We start from the raw sequence: 17,874 nt of genomic DNA on the forward strand, positions 1-17,874 counted from the left end.
GCATGGAAGACAAACGTCGTTCGTTTCTGCGCAAGGCCGCGATAGGCGGCGGTCTCACCGCTTTTGCCGCGGGCTTCTCGACCACGGCCGGAAGAATGCTCGACCACGTGCTTGGCAAGGACCAGCCGAAGCAGCGGTTGAATGGTAATTCGCTGGCACCCGAGTTCAGCGTAAATCCCGCCACCGGTGCGCTGAGCATCAACCCGGAACAGCAGGTCAGCTACACCATGTGCACGGGCTGCACCACCTTCTGCGGCGTGCGGGTGCGCATCGACAAAAAAACCGGCAAGGTGTTGCGCGTGGCAGGAAATCCGTACAGCCCGATGTCGGCCGATCCGCCGCTGCCATTCCAGACGCCGATCCGCGAAAGCTTCGTGTCGCTCACGCGCTATGAGGAAAAAGGCCTGGCGGGGCGATCCACCGCCTGCGGGCGCGGTAATGCCGTGCTCGAGCAAATGGATTCGCCGTTTCGCGTGCTGGCCCCGATGAAGCGCGTCGGCCCGCGCGGCAGCAGCCAGTGGCAGCCGATCGAGTTCGACCAGTTGATCAAGGAGATCGTCGAAGGCGGCAACCTGTTCGGCGAGGGCGAGGTGCAGGGATTACGCGCCTTGCGCGACCTGGAGACGCCGATCGACGCGCAGCAGCCCGAACTCGGCGCCAGGGTCAATCAGGTCGGCCTGATGGCCAGCACCAACGAGGGCCGCCTTGCCTTTGTCGACCGTTTTATCAAGCAATCCTACGGCAGCCTCAACATGGTGGGACACGGCTCCTACTGCGGCGGTGCTTATCGCAGCGGCTCGGGGGCGATGTTCGGCGACATGAAGAAAATGCCGCACGCCAAGCCGGACCTGGAAAACGTCGAGTTCTGCATCTTCATCGGGACTGCGCCCGGCAATGCTGGCAACCCATTCAAGCGACAGGGCACGCTGATTGCCAAGGCGCGCTCGGGCAATAAGCAGTTCAGCTACGTGGTGGTCGATCCGGTGCTGACCAATGCCGACAGCTTGGCCGCCGGCGACCGCAGCCGCTGGGTGCCAATCAAGCCCGGCACCGACGGCGCCTTGGCGATGGCGATGATACGCTGGATTATCGAGCAGGAACGCTACGACCGGCATTACCTCGTCCAGCCCAACCTCAAAGTGGCCGAGGCGTCCGGCGAAGCGAGCTGGAGCAATGCCACGCACTTGGTGATCGTCCAGCCGGGCCATGCGCGTGACGGCCGCTATTTGCGCGGTTCCGACTTGGGCATGGTCTTCCCCGAAGAAGAACGCTACAAGGACAAGGACCCCTTCGTCGTGTTCGATCAGGTGGCGAAGAAGCTCGTCGTTCACACTGAAGCCAGGGGTGTGGCAGAGCTGTTCTTTGACGGCGAGGCACAGGTCGGTGCGGATACGCTCAAGCTCAAAAGCGCGATGAGCCTGCTGCGTGAAGAAGCGTTGAAGCACAGCCTGGCCGACTATTCCGCCGCCTGCGGTGTGCCGCTGGAGATCATCGAGGGACTGGCGCGCGAATTCACCAGCCATGGCAAACGTGCCGCTGTCAACGCGCATGGCGGCATGATGTCCGGCAGCGGATTTTACAACGCCTATGCGGTGGTGATGCTGAATACTCTGATCGGCAATCTCAACCGCCAGGGGGGTACCCTGGTCAGTGGAGGCAGTTTCAAGGATGTCGGTGAAGGGCCGCGCTACAATCTGGAAAATTTTGCCGGCGAGGTCAAGCCGAGCGGCATCCCGATCGGACGCAACGTGCCCTACGAAAAGACTTCCGAGTTCAAGCGCAAAAAGGAAGGCGGCAAGGCCTACCCGGCGCAGGCACCGTGGTATCCGAATGCCCCCGGCCTGGCGTCCGAATGGCTGACCAGCGCGATCAACGGCTATCCCTATCCGCTCAAGGCCTTGATCCTGTGGAGCTGCAATCCGCTTTACGGCGTGCCGGGACTGCGCGCGCAAATCGAAAAAGATCTGGTCGACCCGAAGAAGCTGCCGCTGATCGTGGCAGTCGACCCATTTATCAATGAAACCTCGGCCTTTGCCGACTATATCGTGCCGGATTCGCTGCTCTATGAAAGCTGGGGCTGGGCTGGCGCCTGGGGTGGGGTGGCGGTCAAGATGAGCACGGCGCGCTGGCCGGTGGTCGAACCCAAGGCCCAGAAGCTGCCGGATGGCCAGGCGATCGGCATGGAAACCTTCTTCATCGCGCTGGCCAAGGCCATGCAATTGCCCGGCTTCGGCCCGACCGGCCTCGCCGACAACGAAGGCCAGCCCTGCTCGCTGGAGCGCCCCGAGGACTGGTATCTGCGCGGGGGTGCGAATATCGCGTGGCAGGGCAAGACGCCGGTGCCGGAAGCGAGCGACGAGGATATCGAACTGTCCGGCGTGGCCCGTATCCGTCCCCTGTTGGAAAAAACACTCAAGCCCGAAGAGTGGCGCAAGGTGGCTTTCATGCTGGCGCGGGGCGGACGGTATCAGAACTACAAGGAAATGTTCGGCCTGCGCTTACCACCTCCGGCCGATCCCAAAGCGCATGCCGCGCCAGCAGGGGCCGTCTTGGCCAAAACCTCCACATCTGCCGGCATCAAGTCGCTGGCAGCGGCGACGGTGGCAGGCGCTGCCGTCCACGCGGTGAAGGAGGAAGCGCCTTACCCATCTGACTGGGCCACGCATCGCTACACCAAGCCCATGATGCTCTATAACGAAAACGTTGGCACCACCAAAAATAGTTTCACCGGCAAGCGTTTTTCCGGCACTCCATCGTGGCACGAACCAGCTTTCGCCGACGGCACGCCGGTACGCAAGAAGTACCCCGAGGCGGAATGGCCGCTGCAATTGATCAGCTACAAATCGCCGCTGCAAAACTCTTACAGCATCGGTGCACGGCGCTTGCGTGGCATTCACCCCGACAACCCGGTGGCGCTGCATCCGGACGATGCGGCTCGACTGGGCTTGCACAGCGGCGACCAGGTCTATCTCGAAACCCCGGGAGGGCGCGCCAAGGCGACGGTGATTCTGCGCCACGGCGTGCAGCGCGGAGTAGTTGCGGTTGAGCACGGTTTTGGCCATCGCGAGCTCGGTGCACGGGCGCATCGCATCGGTGACAAAGTGCAGCCGCACGAGCCGGCGATTGCTGCCGGCATCAATCTCAATGATATGGGATTGAGCGACCCGACCCGCAACGGACGCAACGTGTTCGTCGACCCAGTGGCGGGAACCACTGTGCGGCAGGGTTTGCCGGCGCGTCTGGTGCGGGCGTGACGGGAGGGCCGGGCTTGCCCGACAGCAGGTGGGGGTGCTCTTGCGCGGCTTATCCGGTCCTCATAAAGAAATATGCCGAGCATCGCCTAATCGAGGGCTAATCAAAATCTTCCGGAATGCCGCGTCAAATATGACTTTTGGCGCGGTCGATAGTGTTTTCTCGCGTATCCAATTTTCAACGTCAACCAAGGAATTAAAATGAAACCAATGTCGCACTTTGCACGAAAACTTTTCCTTTCCACTCTCATGGCTTCCGCCATTAGCATGCCTGCCATTGCCGAACAGCCGGCGCCTGCACCCCAGATCCGGATCGACGTCCCGGTCGCACTAAAACAGGCGAAGGTCGTTTTCAACCTGGACCATGCCGCATTTAGCGGCGATACCCCTGTTGGTCTCAAGCACATGAACCTGATGCTGGAACGGTTCAAACAGGCCGGTACCGAGTCGAGCCTGGTTGCTGTTTTCCATGGGGATGCCGGATACATGCTGCTTAACGACGAAGCTTACAATGCGGCGCGCAAGACCAGCACCGGCAACCCCTACAAGGGCATGGTCGAAGACCTGATCAAGCAGGGTGCCCAGATCGAGGAATGCGTTGTCACCATGAAAGCCAATAAGTGGGGCAATGAGAACCTGTTGCCCGGGGTGAAGGTGAATTCCGGTGCACTCGGACGGATCGTGCAATTGGTGCAGGAAGGCTACGTGATGATCCAGCCATAGGGAGGCTGGGCATGCTGACAGTGAATCTGGGCCCCCTCCCCGTGCCGATCACCCTGTTGCTGATGATGGTGGCTCTGCTAGTTGCGGCTGGGGTTGGCCGCCTAGTCGGGCGTGGTCAGCAAACGGGCATAGGCAACATCTTGACCGACATGCTGATCGCAGCTGTGCTGGTGGCACGCATCGCCTTCGTTGCCATCTGGTTCGACACTTACCGCGGCACGCCCTGGTCCATGCTCGATATCCGCGACGGCGGCTTCACTCCGTGGGCCGGGGTGGCGGCGGCGTTGCTGGTGGCGATCTGGCGGGGCTGGCGCCGTGCGGCACTACGCAAACCGCTGACACTGGGGCTGGCGGCAGGGGCGATTGCCTGGGGAGCGATGTTCGGGGCGATACTCATGATGGACAATACGGCTCTGCCCAAGGTGGCGTTGACGACGCTTGCGGGCGAGCCGGCAGACCTCGCTGCGCTGGCTGCCGGCAAGCCCATGGTCGTCAACTTGTGGGCCAGCTGGTGCCCTCCATGCCGGCGCGAAATGCCGGTGCTCGCCGCCGCGCAAAAACAGGAAACGGAAGTGCGCTTTGTCTTTGCCAACCAGGGCGAAGATGGGACGACAGCCCAGCATTATCTCACCGCCGCTCGACTCGATCTCGCCAACGTTCTGCTCGACCACGGCGCCGGAGTCGGCCGGGAGGTTGGCTCCATGGCGTTGCCAACCACACTTTTCTACGACGCCAACGGACGGCTGATCGATACCCACCTGGGCGAGCTATCGGCCGCCTCGCTGGCGAGTAAATTAAACCAGCTGCGCTCGCGTAAAAACCTCTCAAATAAGGAGTGAATCACCCATGATTAAAAACCCATACGTTCTGTTTGCCGCTTTGTTGGCCTTGCTCGGCATGACCCTGGGTGCACATGCGAAAGACTGGCCGGCTCCGATCAAGGCGCTCGAAGCCCGGGGTGTTGAGGTGATAGGCACCTTTGCTGCGCCAGGCGGGCTGACCGGCTATGCCGGCATGATCGAGCAACAGCCGCTGGCCATCTACCTGACCGCCGACGGCAAACAGGCGATCATCGGCTCCATGACCGACGCAAAAGGGGCCAACCTGAGCCAGGAACCGTTGGACAGGCTAGTCAGCAAACCCATGACCGGGAAAATCTGGAAGCAGCTTGAGAAGAGCGCCTGGATTGCCGATGGCGGTAAGAATGCCCCGCGTGTCATCTACACGTTTACCGACCCTAACTGCCCCTACTGCAATAAGTTCTGGAATGATGCCCGACCCTGGGTCACTGCCGGCAAGGTGCAGTTGCGTCACGTCATCGTCGCCATCCTGACAGATACCAGCGCGGGCAAGGCGGCGGCACTGCTCTCTGCCAAGGATCCGCAAGTCGCCCTGACCCAACACGAACAACAGCATGCCAGTGGTGGCGTCAAGCCCTTGGGCCAGATATCGGCAACAGTTCGCGCGCAGCTCGACGCCAACCAGAGATTGATGCAGCAACTCGGGGCCTCTGCCACTCCGACCATCTTCTACAAGGATGCCAGCGGCAATCTGCAAAAGATACAAGGAGCGCCATCGGCAGAGGCGCTGACCCAGATTCTTGGCCCGCGTTGAGCCTGGGCGGTTCATGAAAAAGCTCGATCAGGCCTTCCTTAATGCGAGCCAGGATGGCCCGCTTTGGCCTCCATCAACAGATGGGCGATTTCCGCCGCCGAATGCACACCCAGCTTTTCCATCGTGTTATGGCGGTGCACCTGGACGGTCTTGTCACTGATGGCCATCTCGCGGGCGATGATTTTGTTGGGCTTGCCGGCGGCCATCAACTCCGCCACCTCGCGTTCGCGCGCGGTCAAAGTCGCCAGAGCGGTTTGTGCTGTGCGGGTTTGTGTACTGATCCGGCCCTCCTCAATGCTGCGCTGCACCGCGCGCGTAACCGCATCGAGCAATACCTGATCCTTGCATGGCTTTTCGATAAAATCGCAGGCACCGGTTTTCATCGCCTGTACTGCCATGGCTAAATCACCATGGCCGGTCAGAAAGATGATGGGTAGATGTACGCCATGATCTTTGAGCGTTTGTTGCAGCTCCAATCCGCTCATCAGGGGCATGCGCACGTCGAGCACCAGGCAGCCGGGCACATGTCCGTCGTAACGGTCGAGAAAATCATGCGCCGACTCGAAAGACGCTACATGCCATCCCGCCGAATCGAGCAGATAAACCAGCGAGCGGCGCATCGCCGCATCATCGTCGACCACAAATAGCACCGCATCGCGTTCGTTCATATACCTTCCTGTAATTCTTCTCTCGGCAGGCTGAACCACACCGTCAGCCCTGCATTGTTATCGTTGGCCACAGCCGACAGCGTTCCTCCAAGCGATTCGATAATGCTTTTGCTGAGCGATAAACCCAAGCCGAGGCCCTCGGGTTTGGTGGTGAAGAACGGTTCGAACAGGTGCGCGAATTGTTCGGGCTTAAGCCCGCAACCGGAATCGCGTACGGTGACGAGATAGGTGCTGGCTTCCACCCGGAACCGCGCCTCGATCGGTTCCTGTGCATGGCCGGCGGTCTGCTGCGCATCCAGCGCGTTTTTCAGCAGATTGAGCATGACCTGCTGGATCTTCACGGGGTCGGCCAACACCTTGGCGCGTTGTGTCGCGTCGGGTTGCCAAATAACGCGCGCTTGCGGATGGGTGCCGGTGAAAAGGGCGATGGCTTCACCCAGGACGGCTATCAGATCGACCGACTTCTGTTCGGATGCTCTTTTTTGGGCGAAAGCGCGGATGTTCCGAATGATGCTTGCCGCCCGCTCGCTTTGCGTGACGATTTCGCCGGTTCCGTCCAGCAAGGGCGCAGGCTCCAATCGACCTGCTGTAATGCGCCGCGCCATGCCGCGGGCGAAGTTGCGGATCGCCGCCAGCGGCTGGTTCAACTCGTGCGCGATCGCGCTTGCCATTTCACCGAGAATGGCCAGTCGCGCGGTATGGTCGAGCGTGGTTTGACGCAAGAGCGCCTCTTCTGCCATGCGGCGCTGTTCCTCCTGCGCGGCGCGCAGCGCGCGGGTGCGCTGACTCACCAGGTGTTCAACGCGCACGGTATGCACTGCCCAAACGACCAACAAAGTCAGAATCAGCAGCAGCCAGCCCCAGTAGCGCCGCAGCAAGCCCTCGAAGGTCCATAGACGCAAATAGGCATAGGGGCCGATTTTCAGTTCGCGGAACAGTTCGTCGACAACCTGATAATCGGCGGGTACGGCCCAACTATAGCCATCCGCGGTACGCGGCATACGCAACAAGGCGATGGCCACTTGCTTGGACAGTTCCGCCGGGGTATGACGCAAGGCGGCGAACGGCCAGTCGGGGTATAAGCGTGACGATGTTTGGCACTGGAAGCCCTTGGCGGCGATCGGCGCCAGCACACGCAACTCCCCGGCGCCGATCTCGCCGCTGCGGATCATCTGCTCAAGCAGGCAGGTGCGAATGATGCCGGCGTCAGCTCGGCCGGCACGAACTGCATGCACGATTTTTTGAATCGGGAAACCCGTAAACTGCAGATTGGCGAGATCATGCTCAGGATCGACACCGGCTTCCAGCAATTCGCGTGCAGCGATCTGGTAACCCCCGAACGCATCCGGGTCAACCGCCAGCACATGCTTGCCGGCCAAATCCGCCAATGTGTGCAAGCGCGCATCGTCGCGCACCACGATTGCCGATCCGATCGATTGCCTTGGTGACAGGGCCCAAGGCGACTCGATGGTCGCGATGCGACTGGCACCATCGCTATGTTCGAGGGCGACGTAGTGGCCGCTGCTGGTGATGACGAAATCAACGGCCCGTTCATGCACCGCACCCGTCAGCCCGGCTTGGTCGAAATCAAGCAGAATGAAACGATGGCCCGGAATGCTGTCCACAAGCCAATTCCTGACATATGACCAATCCGCCTGTACCGCCTCGGCACCTTTATAGGCCAGCACACCGATCCGTACCGTAGTCGCATTGCTTGCGTCCGCGTGGGATGTCTGGAGCAGCAGGGTCACGCCCATCAAGAAAAAGCCAAGCCGGTAGAGTGGTCGCAGAAAGAGCATGTCTATTTATTATCGTCTTATCAAACTTGGCTGTAAAAAAGGCGCAGGATTATTCAACCCTGCGCCTTTTTGTTTTCTTGCGGCCAAGTTAAACGCTGACAGCCTTTTCGCTATTCTCGGCAAATTCGAGGCGGACATTCTCATGCTCGTCAATATCCACCACCACCTTGCCGCCATGGGCCAGTCGGCCGAACAGTAGTTCGTCCGCCAACGCCTTGCGGATGGTGTCCTGAATCAGCCGCGCCATCGGTCGCGCGCCCATTGCAGGGTCGAAGCCATGCTTGGCCAAATGATCCTTCAGGGCATCGGTAAACACGGCCTCCACTTTTTTCTCGTGGAGCTGTTCTTCCAGCTGCATCAGGAACTTGTCCACCACTCGCAGGATGATCTCGCGGCTGAGCGGCGCAAAGGAAATGGTGCCGTCCAGGCGGTTCCTGAATTCCGGACTGAATAGCCGCTTGATCTCCGCCATTTCATCGCCTTGCTGCCGCGCGGTGGTGAAGCCGATGTTGCTCTTGGTCAGTGATTCGGCGCCGGCGTTGGTGGTCATGATGATGATCACGTTGCGGAAGTCCGCCTTGCGGCCATTGTTGTCGGTGAGCGTGCCGTGGTCCATCACCTGCAGCAGGATGTTGAAGATATCAGGGTGGGCTTTTTCGATTTCATCGAGCAGCAGCACCGCATAAGGGTGTTTGGTGACCTGTTCGGTCAGCAGTCCACCCTGTTCGAAGCCGACATAGCCGGGCGGGGCGCCGATCAGGCGAGATACCGCGTGCCGCTCCATGTATTCGGACATGTCGAAGCGGATCAGCTCGATGCCCAAGGTGTAGGCCAGCTGCCGCGCCACTTCGGTCTTGCCAACGCCAGTCGGGCCGGAAAACAGGAAGGAGCCAATCGGCTTGTGCGGATTGCCGAGGCCGGAACGAGCCATCTTGATCGCCGAAGCGAGCATATCGATCGACTTGTCCTGGCCGAATACCACGGACTTGAGGTCGCGATCGAGGGTCTTGAGGGCGTTGCGATCATCGCTGGAAATACTCTTCGGCGGGATGCGCGCGATCTTGGCGATGATTTCCTCAATTTCCTTGTTGGTGATGGTCTTCTTCTGCTTCGATTTCGGCTGGATGCGCTGCGCAGCCCCTGCTTCATCGATCACGTCGATGGCTTTGTCGGGGAGGTGGCGATCGTTGATGTAGCGTGCTGACAGCTCAGCCGCTGTGGTTAGTGCCGCCGCCGTGTACTTGACGCCGTGGTGGGCTTCGAAGCGCGATTTCAGTCCGCGCAGGATGGCCACGGTTTCCTCCACGCTGGGCTCGGGCACGTCGATCTTCTGGAAACGCCGAGACAAGGCATGATCCTTCTCGAAGATGCCGCGATATTCGTTGTAAGTGGTGGCGCCGATGCAGCGCAGCTGCCCGGAACTCAGGGCGGGCTTCAACAGGTTGGAGGCGTCGAGCGTCCCGCCGGAAGCGGCGCCGGCGCCGATCAGGGTGTGGATCTCGTCAATGAACAGGATGGCGTGCGGGTCCTCGTTGAGTTGCTTCAGTACCGCTTTGAGGCGTTGTTCGAAATCGCCGCGGTACTTGGTCCCAGCCAGCAGCGCGCCCATGTCGAGCGAGTAGACCGTGCTTTCGGCCAGCACTTCGGGCACCTCCCTCTCGACGATGCGCCGCGCCAGACCTTCTGCAATGGCAGTCTTGCCGACGCCAGCCTCGCCGACCAGCAGAGGGTTGTTTTTGCGGCGGCGGCACAGGGTTTGTATGGTCCGTTCCAGTTCCAGTTCGCGCCCGATAAGCGGGTCAATCTTGCCAGCCAGAGCCTGGGTATTCAGGTTCAGGGTGAAGTTGTCCAGGGCACCGGCGGGGGCGGACTCCTGCTCGGCCTCCTGCTCCGGATCCTGGCGCGGCACATTGCCTTCCGGTACCTTGCTGATGCCGTGCGAGATGTAATTCACTATGTCGAAGCGGGAAATGCCTTGCTGGCTGAGGAAATACACCGCATGGGAATCTTTCTCGCCGAAAATTGCCACTAGTACGTTGGCGCCGGTTACTTCTTTTTTGCCGGAGGACTGGACGTGCAGGATGGCGCGCTGGATCACGCGCTGAAAGCCCAGGGTGGGTTGCGTGTCCACCTCACCCGAGCCGGCTATGGTGGGAGTCTGGGTGGTGACGAAGTCGGCGAGGGTTTTGCGCAGCTCGTCGATGTCGGCGGCACAGGCGCGCAGCACCTTGGCCGCGCTGGGGTTGTCCAGCATGGCCAGCAGCAGATGCTCCACGGTAATGAACTCATGGCGCTTCTGGCGCGCGTCCATGAAAGCCATATGTAAAGAGACTTCAAGTTCCTGTGCGATCATTTCACTTTTCCTCCATCACGCATTGCAGCGGATGTTGATGCTGCCGGGCGAATGCCACGACCTGTTCCACCTTGGTTGCGGCGATGTCCTTGGGGTACACCCCACATAGGCCAACGCCTTCAGTATGTACTTTGAGCATAATTTCCGTCGCTTGTTCGTAGGTCTTGGAAAAATATTGCTGCAGTACCTCGACGACAAACTCCATCGGAGTGAAGTCATCGTTCAGCAATACCACATTGAACAGTGGCGGGGTCTTCAGCCTGCTTTTTACTGTTTCCAGTACCGGAGTTTCTTGACGCTTGCTACCCATTCGATTCCCTTAAGCATACTAAAGTTATTTTGACGCTGCCTGTGGATTTTTCAAGTACCCCCAGGGGGGAATGAGGAAAAATAACACCCCTCTGAATGCTAGGGTTTCTTGGTGAGCTCGGCATGTTCGGCGCGCAATGCCTTGAGCCGCGCCTCTGCAATGGAAAGTTGGTAGAAATCGCTGTCGCCCGCCTTCAGGCCGAGCTGTAGCTGCTCGATGGCAGCGACCAGATTGCCCTGGTGGGCGTAAGCTTCGGCCTGCGCCTGGTGAGAGAGCAGCATCTTGCCCTGCATGGCGTAGCCTTGCGCCTGCAATTCGTAGAGCCGGCCATCGTTGGGGAAGCGGCGCAACCGGTCACCGACCAGCTTCAGTGCATCGCTGCTGTTGCGGTTCTGTAGCAGGGCTTCGGCATAGCCGTAAACCAGCGCCCGGTGATTGGGAAAGCTTTTCAGTGCAGTCTGGTATTGGGTGAGGGCGGCACTTGGCGGGCCGGAGGCAGTCTTGATCAGTGCGTCCAGGTTTTCGATAATTGCGTTAGGCGCAGTGATTTTGCGTAATTGTGCCAACTCCTGCTCGGCGCGTGCGGTCTCCTTGGCGCGTAGCAGGGCGGCCGCCAAGCCGTATCGGCTGGCGGCTTCGCTGCTGTATTTCTTTTCGCGCAGCGCTTCTTCGAAGTGCGCGATTGCCTGCTGCGGCGTTCCTTCCTCGGCGCGCAGTTTGGCGCGCACTAGCTGGAATTCCAGGCTGTCAGGAACTTGGCGATAGGGTTTGTCTTCCAGGCGGTTCTGCAGGTCGGCAATGCGATCGCTGGTGATCGGGTGAGTGCGCAGGTATTCCGGCGCGTTGTTTTCGTACAGACGGCTGGATTTTTGCAGTCGTTCGAAGAAAGAAACCGCGGCACGCGGGTCGAACCCGGCTTGGGTCAGTGTCTGGATGCCAATACGGTCGGCCTCGCGCTCGTGTTCGCGGGTGAAGTCGAGCTGAGTCTGGATGGAAGTCGCTTGGGCCGTCGCCATGGCGGCATTGGCAACCTGCGGATTGGAGCGCGCAGCCAGGATCGCCACCGCCAGCGCGGCAAGCGAGGTAATCGTGCTTTGCTCCTGCTTGGCGATGATGCGCGCCAAGTGGTGCTGCGTGACGTGGGCGATCTCGTGGCCGAGCACGGCGGCGAGCTCGGATTCGCTCTGTGCCGCGAGTATCAGTCCGGTATGCACACCGATAAACCCGCCTGGCAGGGCAAAGGCATTCAAAGTGTTGTCGCGCAGTACGAAAAACTCGAAATCCTGGCGATTTTCCGTACTGGAGGCCACCAGTCGGTAGCCCAGGTTGTTGAGATAGTCGGTCAGTTCGGTGTCATCCACCAGGCTGCGGTCATGACGGACGTCAACCATGATGGCCTCGCCGATGCGGCGCTCGGTTTGCGGGGAGAAACCGCTTTGCGATGCCTCCCCCAAGTCGGGCAGGCCATCGGCCAACACGCCCGGCATGGTCAGCAGCGGGATGAGTAGGGCTAGGAGGCGTAAATTCATGGTGCTATGATAATCGCTTTAAAATATAAGTTCATTATTCAGGTGCCAAAAATGAGCGGATTCACCCATTTTGACGAGGCTGGACAGGCGCATATGGTGGGCGTGACGGAAAAGTCGGAAACTCGCCGCATCGCCCGCGCTGCCGGCAAAATTACCATGCAGTCCGCCACTCTGAAGCTGATTCTGGAGGGCGGGGCCAAAAAGGGCGACGTTCTTGGTGTTGCCCGCATTGCTGCGATCCAGGCTTCGAAACGCACATCTGAATTAATTCCCTTATGCCACCCGCTCGCGCTCACCAAGGTCAGCGTGGAGTTTAATGTGGACGAGCACAACGCGGCGATCGAGTGCATCGTCACGGCGGAAACCCTGGGGCGCACCGGCGTCGAGATGGAAGCGTTGACTGCTGCGAGCGTCGGTTTGCTGACGATTTACGATATGTGCAAGGCGGTGGATCGTGGCATGCATATGGATGGCATCCGCCTGCTGGAGAAACAGGGCGGCAAGTCGGGCCGCTGGATGGCGGCAGAATAGTGGGTATGGGGAGGATGTATGGCAGGGATTCGCGTTCCGGAACTTGTGGGGCGGTTGCGTGGTCTTTAATATAAAATAGGAGTAGCGGGAGTTGAGCAAAATAAAATTCAGTGTGCATAAATAAAAGTAATTGTAGATTTTCTGCTTTTTGGTATATTAGCGAACTCTGATTTTGTTGATGAAGGAAAATATCGCCATGTTTGGATCCAATATGTTCGGCATCAAGGAAATTGATGTTGCTGGGCTGCACTCCCTGTTGAGCGAGAAAAAGAATCTCGCCCTGGTGGATGTGCGCAGTGATAACGAAGTTGCTTATGGTGTGATCGAAGGTGCGCTACATCTGCCCTTGCACCTGTTGCCGATCAAAGCTGACGAGCTCGACAAGGATGTCCATACCGTCTTCTATTGCCGTTCAGGCGCGCGTTCGGCGCAGGCCTGTGCCTTCATGGCTGCCAAGGGACACGACAACGTGTATAACCTGCAGGGCGGCATTATTGCCTGGGCGCAGTCCGGTCTGGCGATCGCCAAGGCGGCTTGATTTTTGTCAGGGAATTGTCGCGGCTGTTGCAATTTGCTCTTATCTATATTATAAAATCCTTTTTTACATCTAAACCCACCACTTTAGGAGACTAAGAAAAATGAATTTCGATAAAGAATTGGACGCCAGCGGCCTGAACTGCCCCCTGCCCATCCTGCGCACCAAGAAAGCTCTCGCCGAATTGACTGCCGGTCAGGTGCTGAAAGTGATTGCCACCGACCCGGGTTCCGTCAAGGATATGCAGGCCTTTGCCAAGCAGACCGGCAACGAGTTGCTGTCTTCTGCCGAAGCAGGCGGCAAGTACCAGTTCTTCATGAAGAAGAAATAATAAAATAGTAGCTTGAACAAACAAATAATAACTATCTACAACCTGGAGGCAACAAAACATGTCGAAGAAACTCGCAATCATCGCGACCAAGGGCACGCTGGACTGGGCTTATCCGCCCTTCATTCTGGCTTCAACGGCCGCAGCCCTGGGTTATGATGTACAGGTCTTTTGTACTTTCTACGGATTGCAGCTTCTTCGCAAGGATACCAGCGGACTGAAAGTCAGCCCGCTGGGTAACCCTGGCATGCCGATGAAGATGCCATTCGGACCGAAGTGGTTCAAAGATATCAACTGGAATATTCCCAATATCGTTCAGGCGAGCATTCCCGGTTATGAATCACTGGCGACCACGTTGATGAAGATGACCATCAAAAACTGTGGGGTTGCCACAATCGACGAGTTGCGTGATCTTTGCGTTGAGGCTGAGGTGAAATTCCTCGCCTGCCAGATGACGGTGGAACTGTTTGGGTTCGATCATAACCAATTTATCGAAAATGTTGAGTTTGTCGGTGCAGCGTCATTTTTCGAGTTCGCTGGAGAGTCCGATATTTGCCTGTACATCTGATGTATGCCGGCAGGTTGAGCTGATACAGTCAAAAAAGGGCAGGCGATATCGCCTGCCCTTTTTTGCTTTTGAAGGGTGAGATAAGAATGGCTTTAGTACGCGGCTGCAATTTCCCCGATGATCTGTATTACAACGTGGACGATAACGTTTGGGCTCGGCGCGAGTCTGACGGCACCGTTATCGTCGGCATGACCACTTACGGCTGCGTACTGTCGGGTGAGATCGTGGCCTGGACGGCCAAAAAAGCGGGCCGGTCGGTTGACCAGAACAAGTCCACCGGCACCGTTGAGTCGGGCAAATGGGTCGGCCCGGTTAAGGCGCCCGTCAGTGGCGAAATTATTGCTGTCAACGAGGTGGCAGTCGCCGTGCCCAGCACGATCAACGCCGATCCTTACGGTGCTGGCTGGCTGGTCAGGATGAAACCTTGCGACTGGGCAGGGGAGTCGGGCACGTTGCTGAATGGGCAGGCTGCGGCTGAGGCATTCGAGGCCAAGATGCAGACGGAAGGTTTCCCGGGCTGCGCCTGAAATGGATAGTCTGAAGCTTGTTGCCGGGATCGAGCCGCTACAGGGTATCGTGCTGGATGCCGCCCTGGTCGGGGAAATGCAGCGTGCCGCCGGCGCTACTGACGTTATCGACTTCTACAACCCAAGCTTCAAATCCTACGCCACGTCCGAAATCGTCTCCTGCGGCAAGAGCGCCTGGCCGGCGGTTTCCATTACCGGGCCGGACTGCAAGTTGCAGTGTGACCACTGCAAGGGCAAAATTCTCGCCAGCATGATTCCGGCTTGTACCCCGGAAGAATTGTGGCGCGTAGCCAATCAGCAGATCGAGCACGGCGCTCGTGGCATGCTGCTGACCGGGGGCTCCAATCACCGCAACGAAGTCGAGTACGATCCTTACTACGCGACTATCCGCCATATCAAAGATGCATTCCCGGAGTTCAGGATAGCAATGCATACAGCTCTGGTGGACAGGGATATGGCGCAACGGATGGAAGACAGCGGCATCGATGCCGCCATGATGGATGTAATCGGCGCTCAGGAGACCATTACCCAGGTCTACCATCTGAAGCGCAGCGTGGACGACTTCGAACGCACGCTGGAGAATCTGGTGGCGACGCGCCTCAAAGTGGTGCCGCACATCGTGTTGGGGCTGCATTACGGTCACTTTCTTGGCGAACGGGTCGCGCTGGAAATGCTGCGTCGCCACAAGCCGTCAGCCGTAGTGCTGGTGGTGGTGATGCCATTTTACGCGCCTGCCCACCGGCCTTTCGGCGTGCCTGACAGCCTTGAAGTCGGCCGTTTTTTTCTCGACGCGCGGCAGGCCTTACCGGATATCCCGTTGCTGCTCGGCTGTGCACGCCCGGCAGGTCAGGCCAAGGCCGAGATCGATGCCTATGCGCTGATGGCCGGTTTGAATGGGATCGCGCATCCTGCCGACGGCATGGTCGAACTGGCGGCCCGGCTCGGCCGGAAGGCGCGTATTGCCTCTACCTGCTGCTCGATGGCAATGGGTGGCGAGATGGTGGCGGAGAGCGGGCTATGGGCAAAACCTGGCGTGTCATCGATACCGGTCTGAGGTCGGCGGCGGAGAATATCGCCCTCAACCGCGCCCTGCTTGAAGCGCGACAGGCCGGTGAAATCCCCGACACCCTGCGTTTTTTGCGCTTCCGGCCAAGCGCTCTGCTCGGCTATCACCAGAGCGCGGAGCAGGAACTCGATCTCGATTACTGCCGTGCCAACAATATCACCGTACAGCGCCGCATAACCGGCGGCGGGGCGATCTACTTCGACGAATCCCAGATCGGCTGGGAACTCTACCTTACCAAAGACACTCTCGGCTGTGCCGACATGGAGCAGATTGCTCGCCGTGTCTGCGAAGCGGCGGCACAGGGAATCTCTGCCCTGGGCGTCGAGGCGAGATACCGCCCGCGCAATGACATCGAGGTACAGGGAAAAAAGATTTCCGGAACCGGCGGCGCGTTCGAGGGCAATGCCCTGATGTACCAGGGCACGCTGCTGCTTCGGTTCGACGTGGAAAAAATGCTGCGCGTGCTGCGCATCCCGGCCGAAAAGTTTTCTGATAAGTCAATTTCTTCGGCGCGGGAGCGAGTGACGAATTTGGCCGATCTGCTTGATCAGGTGCCCGACCTTGAGGTGGTCAAGGCGGCACTGACCGGGGCATTCGCCAGGGAGTTCGGTGTTTCCTTCGTCCCGGGCAATCTGGCTGCGGCAGAGTTGGCGCGTTATCAAGATGCGCTGGCCGAGATCGGCCATCCGGACTGGGTCAATCTGATCGACCGTCCGGCGGCGGATATGCCGATCCTGCAGGCATCACGCAAATTTCCCGGTGGCTTGCTGCGGGTAAGCCTCGCGTTTGATGCGCGCGCCGGTCGCATCAAGCAAGTATGGTTCAGCGGCGATTTCTTCGTCAGCCCGAAGCGCGCGGTGGTTGATCTGGAGGCGGCATTACGCAATGTCCAGATGGATGGGGTCGAAGAAATAATCCGGTCGTTTTTCGCTCGGCAGCAGGCGGATTTGCTGATGCTTACACCGGATGACTTTGCAGCAGTGATCCGGCAAGCGGTCGGATGAGAGTGGAAGTGGACGTGCTCGTGGTCGGACTCGGGCCGGCTGGCGGCGCGGCGGCATTAGCTGCAGCGCAAGCCGGGTTGCGCGTGGCCGCGGTGGAGTGTCGTAAGGAAATCGGCGTGCCGGTGCAGTGTGCCGAATTCATTCCCTTGCCGCTGGCTCGTTACGCTATGCACGAGGGGATGCTGCAGCAGCGCATTCAGGGCATGACCAGTCACCTGCCTTCGGGGGGGATGGAAAAAAGTGATTTTCCCGGCCTGATGATAGATCGCGCCGCATTCGATCAGGCATTGGCGCAGCAGGCTGGACAAAACGGCGCCAGGCTGTACTTGAACAGCCGCCTGGCCGGTCTGGATGACGCGGGTTCGTCGGCTGTTGTGCTTACGCCACAGGGCGAGATACTTTTTGATTACCGGCTGCTGGTCGCAGCCGACGGGCCGCACTCCTTCGTGGCTCGGTCGCTCGGGCTACCCCGGCTGGAAACGGTGCACACCCGGCAATACTCAGTACCGCTGCCTGAGGTCGCAGAGAATACTGAAATCTGGCTGTCTCCAGACTATCCTGGCGGCTACGCCTGGCTATTTCCCAAGGGCAGGGTAGCCAACCTCGGCCTCGGTGTGGACAAGCGCTTTGCGGCTGACCCCAAGGTAGCGCTGGATGCGCTTCACCGCAAGCTCGTTGTGGAGGGCAGGGCGGGAGAGGATATTCTGCATCGTACCGGCGGGGCGATACCGGTCGGTGGTCTGCGCCAAAATTTGGTGGAGGGTAACGTTCTGTTCGCTGGGGATGCGGCCGGGTTGACGCATCCCATTACCGGTGCAGGCATCGCTGCCGCCGTGGTGTCCGGTGAATTGGCAGGGCAGGCCGCAGTGGCCTGGTTGATGGGGCGCGAGGATAATGCGTTGATGAATTTTGAAAACATTATCCGCGACCAATTCAGTGCCAGTCTGGAGCGAGCTTTGGTGCGTCGAGCCGGGTTAGGGAAGTATTGGGGTACGCCAGCGGCGAGTGAGGACAGGGTGCAGAGGCGCGGATGGGTCGCCTTTCCGGAATATTACGAGGAGCCATAGC

At 59.2% G+C, this 17,874-nt stretch carries 17 protein-coding genes; 12 read left to right on the top strand and 5 right to left on the bottom strand.

Annotation, left to right across the window (positions count from 1 at the left end; all coding sequences use genetic code 11):
• Positions 1 to 2 precede the first annotated feature (2 nt).
• The 4 genes from SCT_RS02160 (at position 3) to dsbG (ending at position 5,588) form a co-directional block, all read left to right on the top strand.
• Complete coding sequence (locus SCT_RS02160) at positions 3 to 3,254, top strand: molybdopterin dinucleotide binding domain-containing protein (RefSeq protein ID WP_059418499.1); 3,252 nt, start codon at positions 3 to 5, stop codon at positions 3,252 to 3,254.
• Positions 3,255 to 3,452: 198 nt separating this feature from the next.
• The gene (locus tag SCT_RS02165; protein WP_202812098.1) at positions 3,453 to 3,974 is read left to right on the top strand and encodes a DsrE family protein; all 522 of its coding nucleotides are present in this window, start codon (positions 3,453 to 3,455) and stop codon (positions 3,972 to 3,974) included.
• Positions 3,975 to 3,985: 11 nt separating this feature from the next.
• Positions 3,986 to 4,813 (top strand): TlpA disulfide reductase family protein, encoded by an 828-nt coding sequence (locus SCT_RS02170; RefSeq protein ID WP_059418502.1) that lies wholly within the window; start codon positions 3,986 to 3,988, stop codon positions 4,811 to 4,813.
• A 7-nt stretch (positions 4,814 to 4,820) separates the two neighbouring features.
• A complete protein-coding gene (gene dsbG / locus SCT_RS02175; protein ID WP_059418503.1) occupies positions 4,821 to 5,588 on the top strand; it encodes a thiol:disulfide interchange protein DsbG in 768 nt (255 codons plus the stop codon).
• Between the two features lie 38 nt (positions 5,589 to 5,626).
• Here dsbG and SCT_RS02180 read toward each other — a convergent pair whose 3' ends face one another.
• The 5 genes from SCT_RS02180 to SCT_RS02200 all read right to left on the bottom strand — a co-directional run bounded on the left by SCT_RS02180 (position 5,627) and on the right by SCT_RS02200 (position 12,247).
• A complete protein-coding gene (locus SCT_RS02180) occupies positions 5,627 to 6,256 on the bottom strand; it encodes a response regulator transcription factor (protein ID WP_059418505.1) in 630 nt (209 codons plus the stop codon).
• The gene (locus tag SCT_RS02185) at positions 6,253 to 8,055 is read right to left on the bottom strand and encodes a sensor histidine kinase (protein WP_059418507.1); all 1,803 of its coding nucleotides are present in this window, start codon (positions 8,053 to 8,055) and stop codon (positions 6,253 to 6,255) included. Before SCT_RS02185 ends, SCT_RS02180 begins: the two co-directional genes overlap by 4 nt.
• Positions 8,056 to 8,143: 88 nt before the next feature.
• Positions 8,144 to 10,408: an ATP-dependent Clp protease ATP-binding subunit ClpA gene (clpA, locus tag SCT_RS02190; RefSeq protein ID WP_059418510.1), complete on the bottom strand. Its 2,265-nt coding sequence runs from the start codon at positions 10,406 to 10,408 to the stop codon at positions 8,144 to 8,146.
• Between the two features lies 1 nt (position 10,409).
• Positions 10,410 to 10,718, bottom strand: a complete 309-nt coding sequence (gene clpS / locus SCT_RS02195) for an ATP-dependent Clp protease adapter ClpS (RefSeq protein WP_059418512.1) — start codon at positions 10,716 to 10,718, stop codon at positions 10,410 to 10,412.
• A 98-nt stretch (positions 10,719 to 10,816) separates the two neighbouring features.
• Positions 10,817 to 12,247 carry a M48 family metalloprotease gene (locus SCT_RS02200; protein WP_059418513.1) on the bottom strand — a complete coding sequence of 477 codons (1,431 nt, stop codon included), beginning with the start codon at positions 12,245 to 12,247 and terminating at the stop codon, positions 10,817 to 10,819.
• A gap of 51 nt (positions 12,248 to 12,298) precedes the next feature.
• On the opposite strand from SCT_RS02200, the gene moaC reads away from it, so the two are divergent.
• The 8 genes from moaC (at position 12,299) to SCT_RS02240 (ending at position 17,873) form a co-directional block, all read left to right on the top strand.
• Positions 12,299 to 12,778: a cyclic pyranopterin monophosphate synthase MoaC gene (moaC, locus tag SCT_RS02205; RefSeq protein WP_059418587.1), complete on the top strand. Its 480-nt coding sequence runs from the start codon at positions 12,299 to 12,301 to the stop codon at positions 12,776 to 12,778.
• 196 nt (positions 12,779 to 12,974) lie between these two features.
• Positions 12,975 to 13,316 (top strand): rhodanese-like domain-containing protein, encoded by a 342-nt coding sequence (locus SCT_RS02210; RefSeq protein ID WP_059418593.1) that lies wholly within the window; start codon positions 12,975 to 12,977, stop codon positions 13,314 to 13,316.
• Positions 13,317 to 13,416: 100 nt separating this feature from the next.
• Positions 13,417 to 13,644, top strand: coding sequence for a sulfurtransferase TusA family protein (locus SCT_RS02215; protein WP_009206413.1), 228 nt, complete (start codon positions 13,417 to 13,419; stop codon positions 13,642 to 13,644).
• Between the two features lie 58 nt (positions 13,645 to 13,702).
• Positions 13,703 to 14,209: a DsrE/DsrF/DrsH-like family protein gene (locus SCT_RS02220; protein ID WP_059418515.1), complete on the top strand. Its 507-nt coding sequence runs from the start codon at positions 13,703 to 13,705 to the stop codon at positions 14,207 to 14,209.
• Between the two features lie 86 nt (positions 14,210 to 14,295).
• Entirely contained in the window at positions 14,296 to 14,736 is a 441-nt protein-coding gene (locus tag SCT_RS02225) for a glycine cleavage system protein H (RefSeq protein ID WP_059418517.1), read from the top strand.
• Between the two features lies 1 nt (position 14,737).
• The gene (locus SCT_RS02230) at positions 14,738 to 15,790 is read left to right on the top strand and encodes a radical SAM protein (protein ID WP_059418518.1); all 1,053 of its coding nucleotides are present in this window, start codon (positions 14,738 to 14,740) and stop codon (positions 15,788 to 15,790) included.
• Positions 15,754 to 16,806 (top strand): lipoate--protein ligase, encoded by a 1,053-nt coding sequence (locus SCT_RS02235; RefSeq protein WP_059418520.1) that lies wholly within the window; start codon positions 15,754 to 15,756, stop codon positions 16,804 to 16,806. Before SCT_RS02230 ends, SCT_RS02235 begins: the two co-directional genes overlap by 37 nt.
• Positions 16,803 to 17,873, top strand: coding sequence for a geranylgeranyl reductase family protein (locus SCT_RS02240; RefSeq protein WP_059418522.1), 1,071 nt, complete (start codon positions 16,803 to 16,805; stop codon positions 17,871 to 17,873). Before SCT_RS02235 ends, SCT_RS02240 begins: the two co-directional genes overlap by 4 nt.
• Position 17,874 lies beyond the last annotated feature (1 nt).

It is taken from the genome of Sulfuricella sp. T08 (assembly GCF_000971475.1).
Taxonomy (GTDB): domain Bacteria; phylum Pseudomonadota; class Gammaproteobacteria; order Burkholderiales; family Sulfuricellaceae; genus Sulfuricella.

Excerpts from the sequence above, each read along its gene's own strand:
- SCT_RS02160 (WP_059418499.1), top strand. The coding sequence starts at position 3 with ATGGAAGACAAACGTCGTTCGTTTCTGCGCAAGGCCGCGATAGGCGGC.
- SCT_RS02165 (WP_202812098.1), top strand. The coding sequence starts at position 3,453 with ATGAAACCAATGTCGCACTTTGCACGAAAACTTTTCCTTTCCACTCTC.
- SCT_RS02170 (WP_059418502.1), top strand. The coding sequence starts at position 3,986 with ATGCTGACAGTGAATCTGGGCCCCCTCCCCGTGCCGATCACCCTGTTG.
- dsbG (WP_059418503.1), top strand. The coding sequence starts at position 4,821 with ATGATTAAAAACCCATACGTTCTGTTTGCCGCTTTGTTGGCCTTGCTC.
- SCT_RS02180 (WP_059418505.1), bottom strand. The coding sequence starts at position 6,256 with ATGAACGAACGCGATGCGGTGCTATTTGTGGTCGACGATGATGCGGCG.
- SCT_RS02185 (WP_059418507.1), bottom strand. The coding sequence starts at position 8,055 with ATGCTCTTTCTGCGACCACTCTACCGGCTTGGCTTTTTCTTGATGGGC.
- clpA (WP_059418510.1), bottom strand. The coding sequence starts at position 10,408 with ATGATCGCACAGGAACTTGAAGTCTCTTTACATATGGCTTTCATGGAC.
- clpS (WP_059418512.1), bottom strand. The coding sequence starts at position 10,718 with ATGGGTAGCAAGCGTCAAGAAACTCCGGTACTGGAAACAGTAAAAAGC.
- SCT_RS02200 (WP_059418513.1), bottom strand. The coding sequence starts at position 12,247 with ATGAATTTACGCCTCCTAGCCCTACTCATCCCGCTGCTGACCATGCCG.
- moaC (WP_059418587.1), top strand. The coding sequence starts at position 12,299 with ATGAGCGGATTCACCCATTTTGACGAGGCTGGACAGGCGCATATGGTG.
- SCT_RS02210 (WP_059418593.1), top strand. The coding sequence starts at position 12,975 with ATGTTTGGATCCAATATGTTCGGCATCAAGGAAATTGATGTTGCTGGG.
- SCT_RS02215 (WP_009206413.1), top strand. The coding sequence starts at position 13,417 with ATGAATTTCGATAAAGAATTGGACGCCAGCGGCCTGAACTGCCCCCTG.
- SCT_RS02220 (WP_059418515.1), top strand. The coding sequence starts at position 13,703 with ATGTCGAAGAAACTCGCAATCATCGCGACCAAGGGCACGCTGGACTGG.
- SCT_RS02225 (WP_059418517.1), top strand. The coding sequence starts at position 14,296 with ATGGCTTTAGTACGCGGCTGCAATTTCCCCGATGATCTGTATTACAAC.
- SCT_RS02230 (WP_059418518.1), top strand. The coding sequence starts at position 14,738 with ATGGATAGTCTGAAGCTTGTTGCCGGGATCGAGCCGCTACAGGGTATC.
- SCT_RS02235 (WP_059418520.1), top strand. The coding sequence starts at position 15,754 with ATGGGCAAAACCTGGCGTGTCATCGATACCGGTCTGAGGTCGGCGGCG.
- SCT_RS02240 (WP_059418522.1), top strand. The coding sequence starts at position 16,803 with ATGAGAGTGGAAGTGGACGTGCTCGTGGTCGGACTCGGGCCGGCTGGC.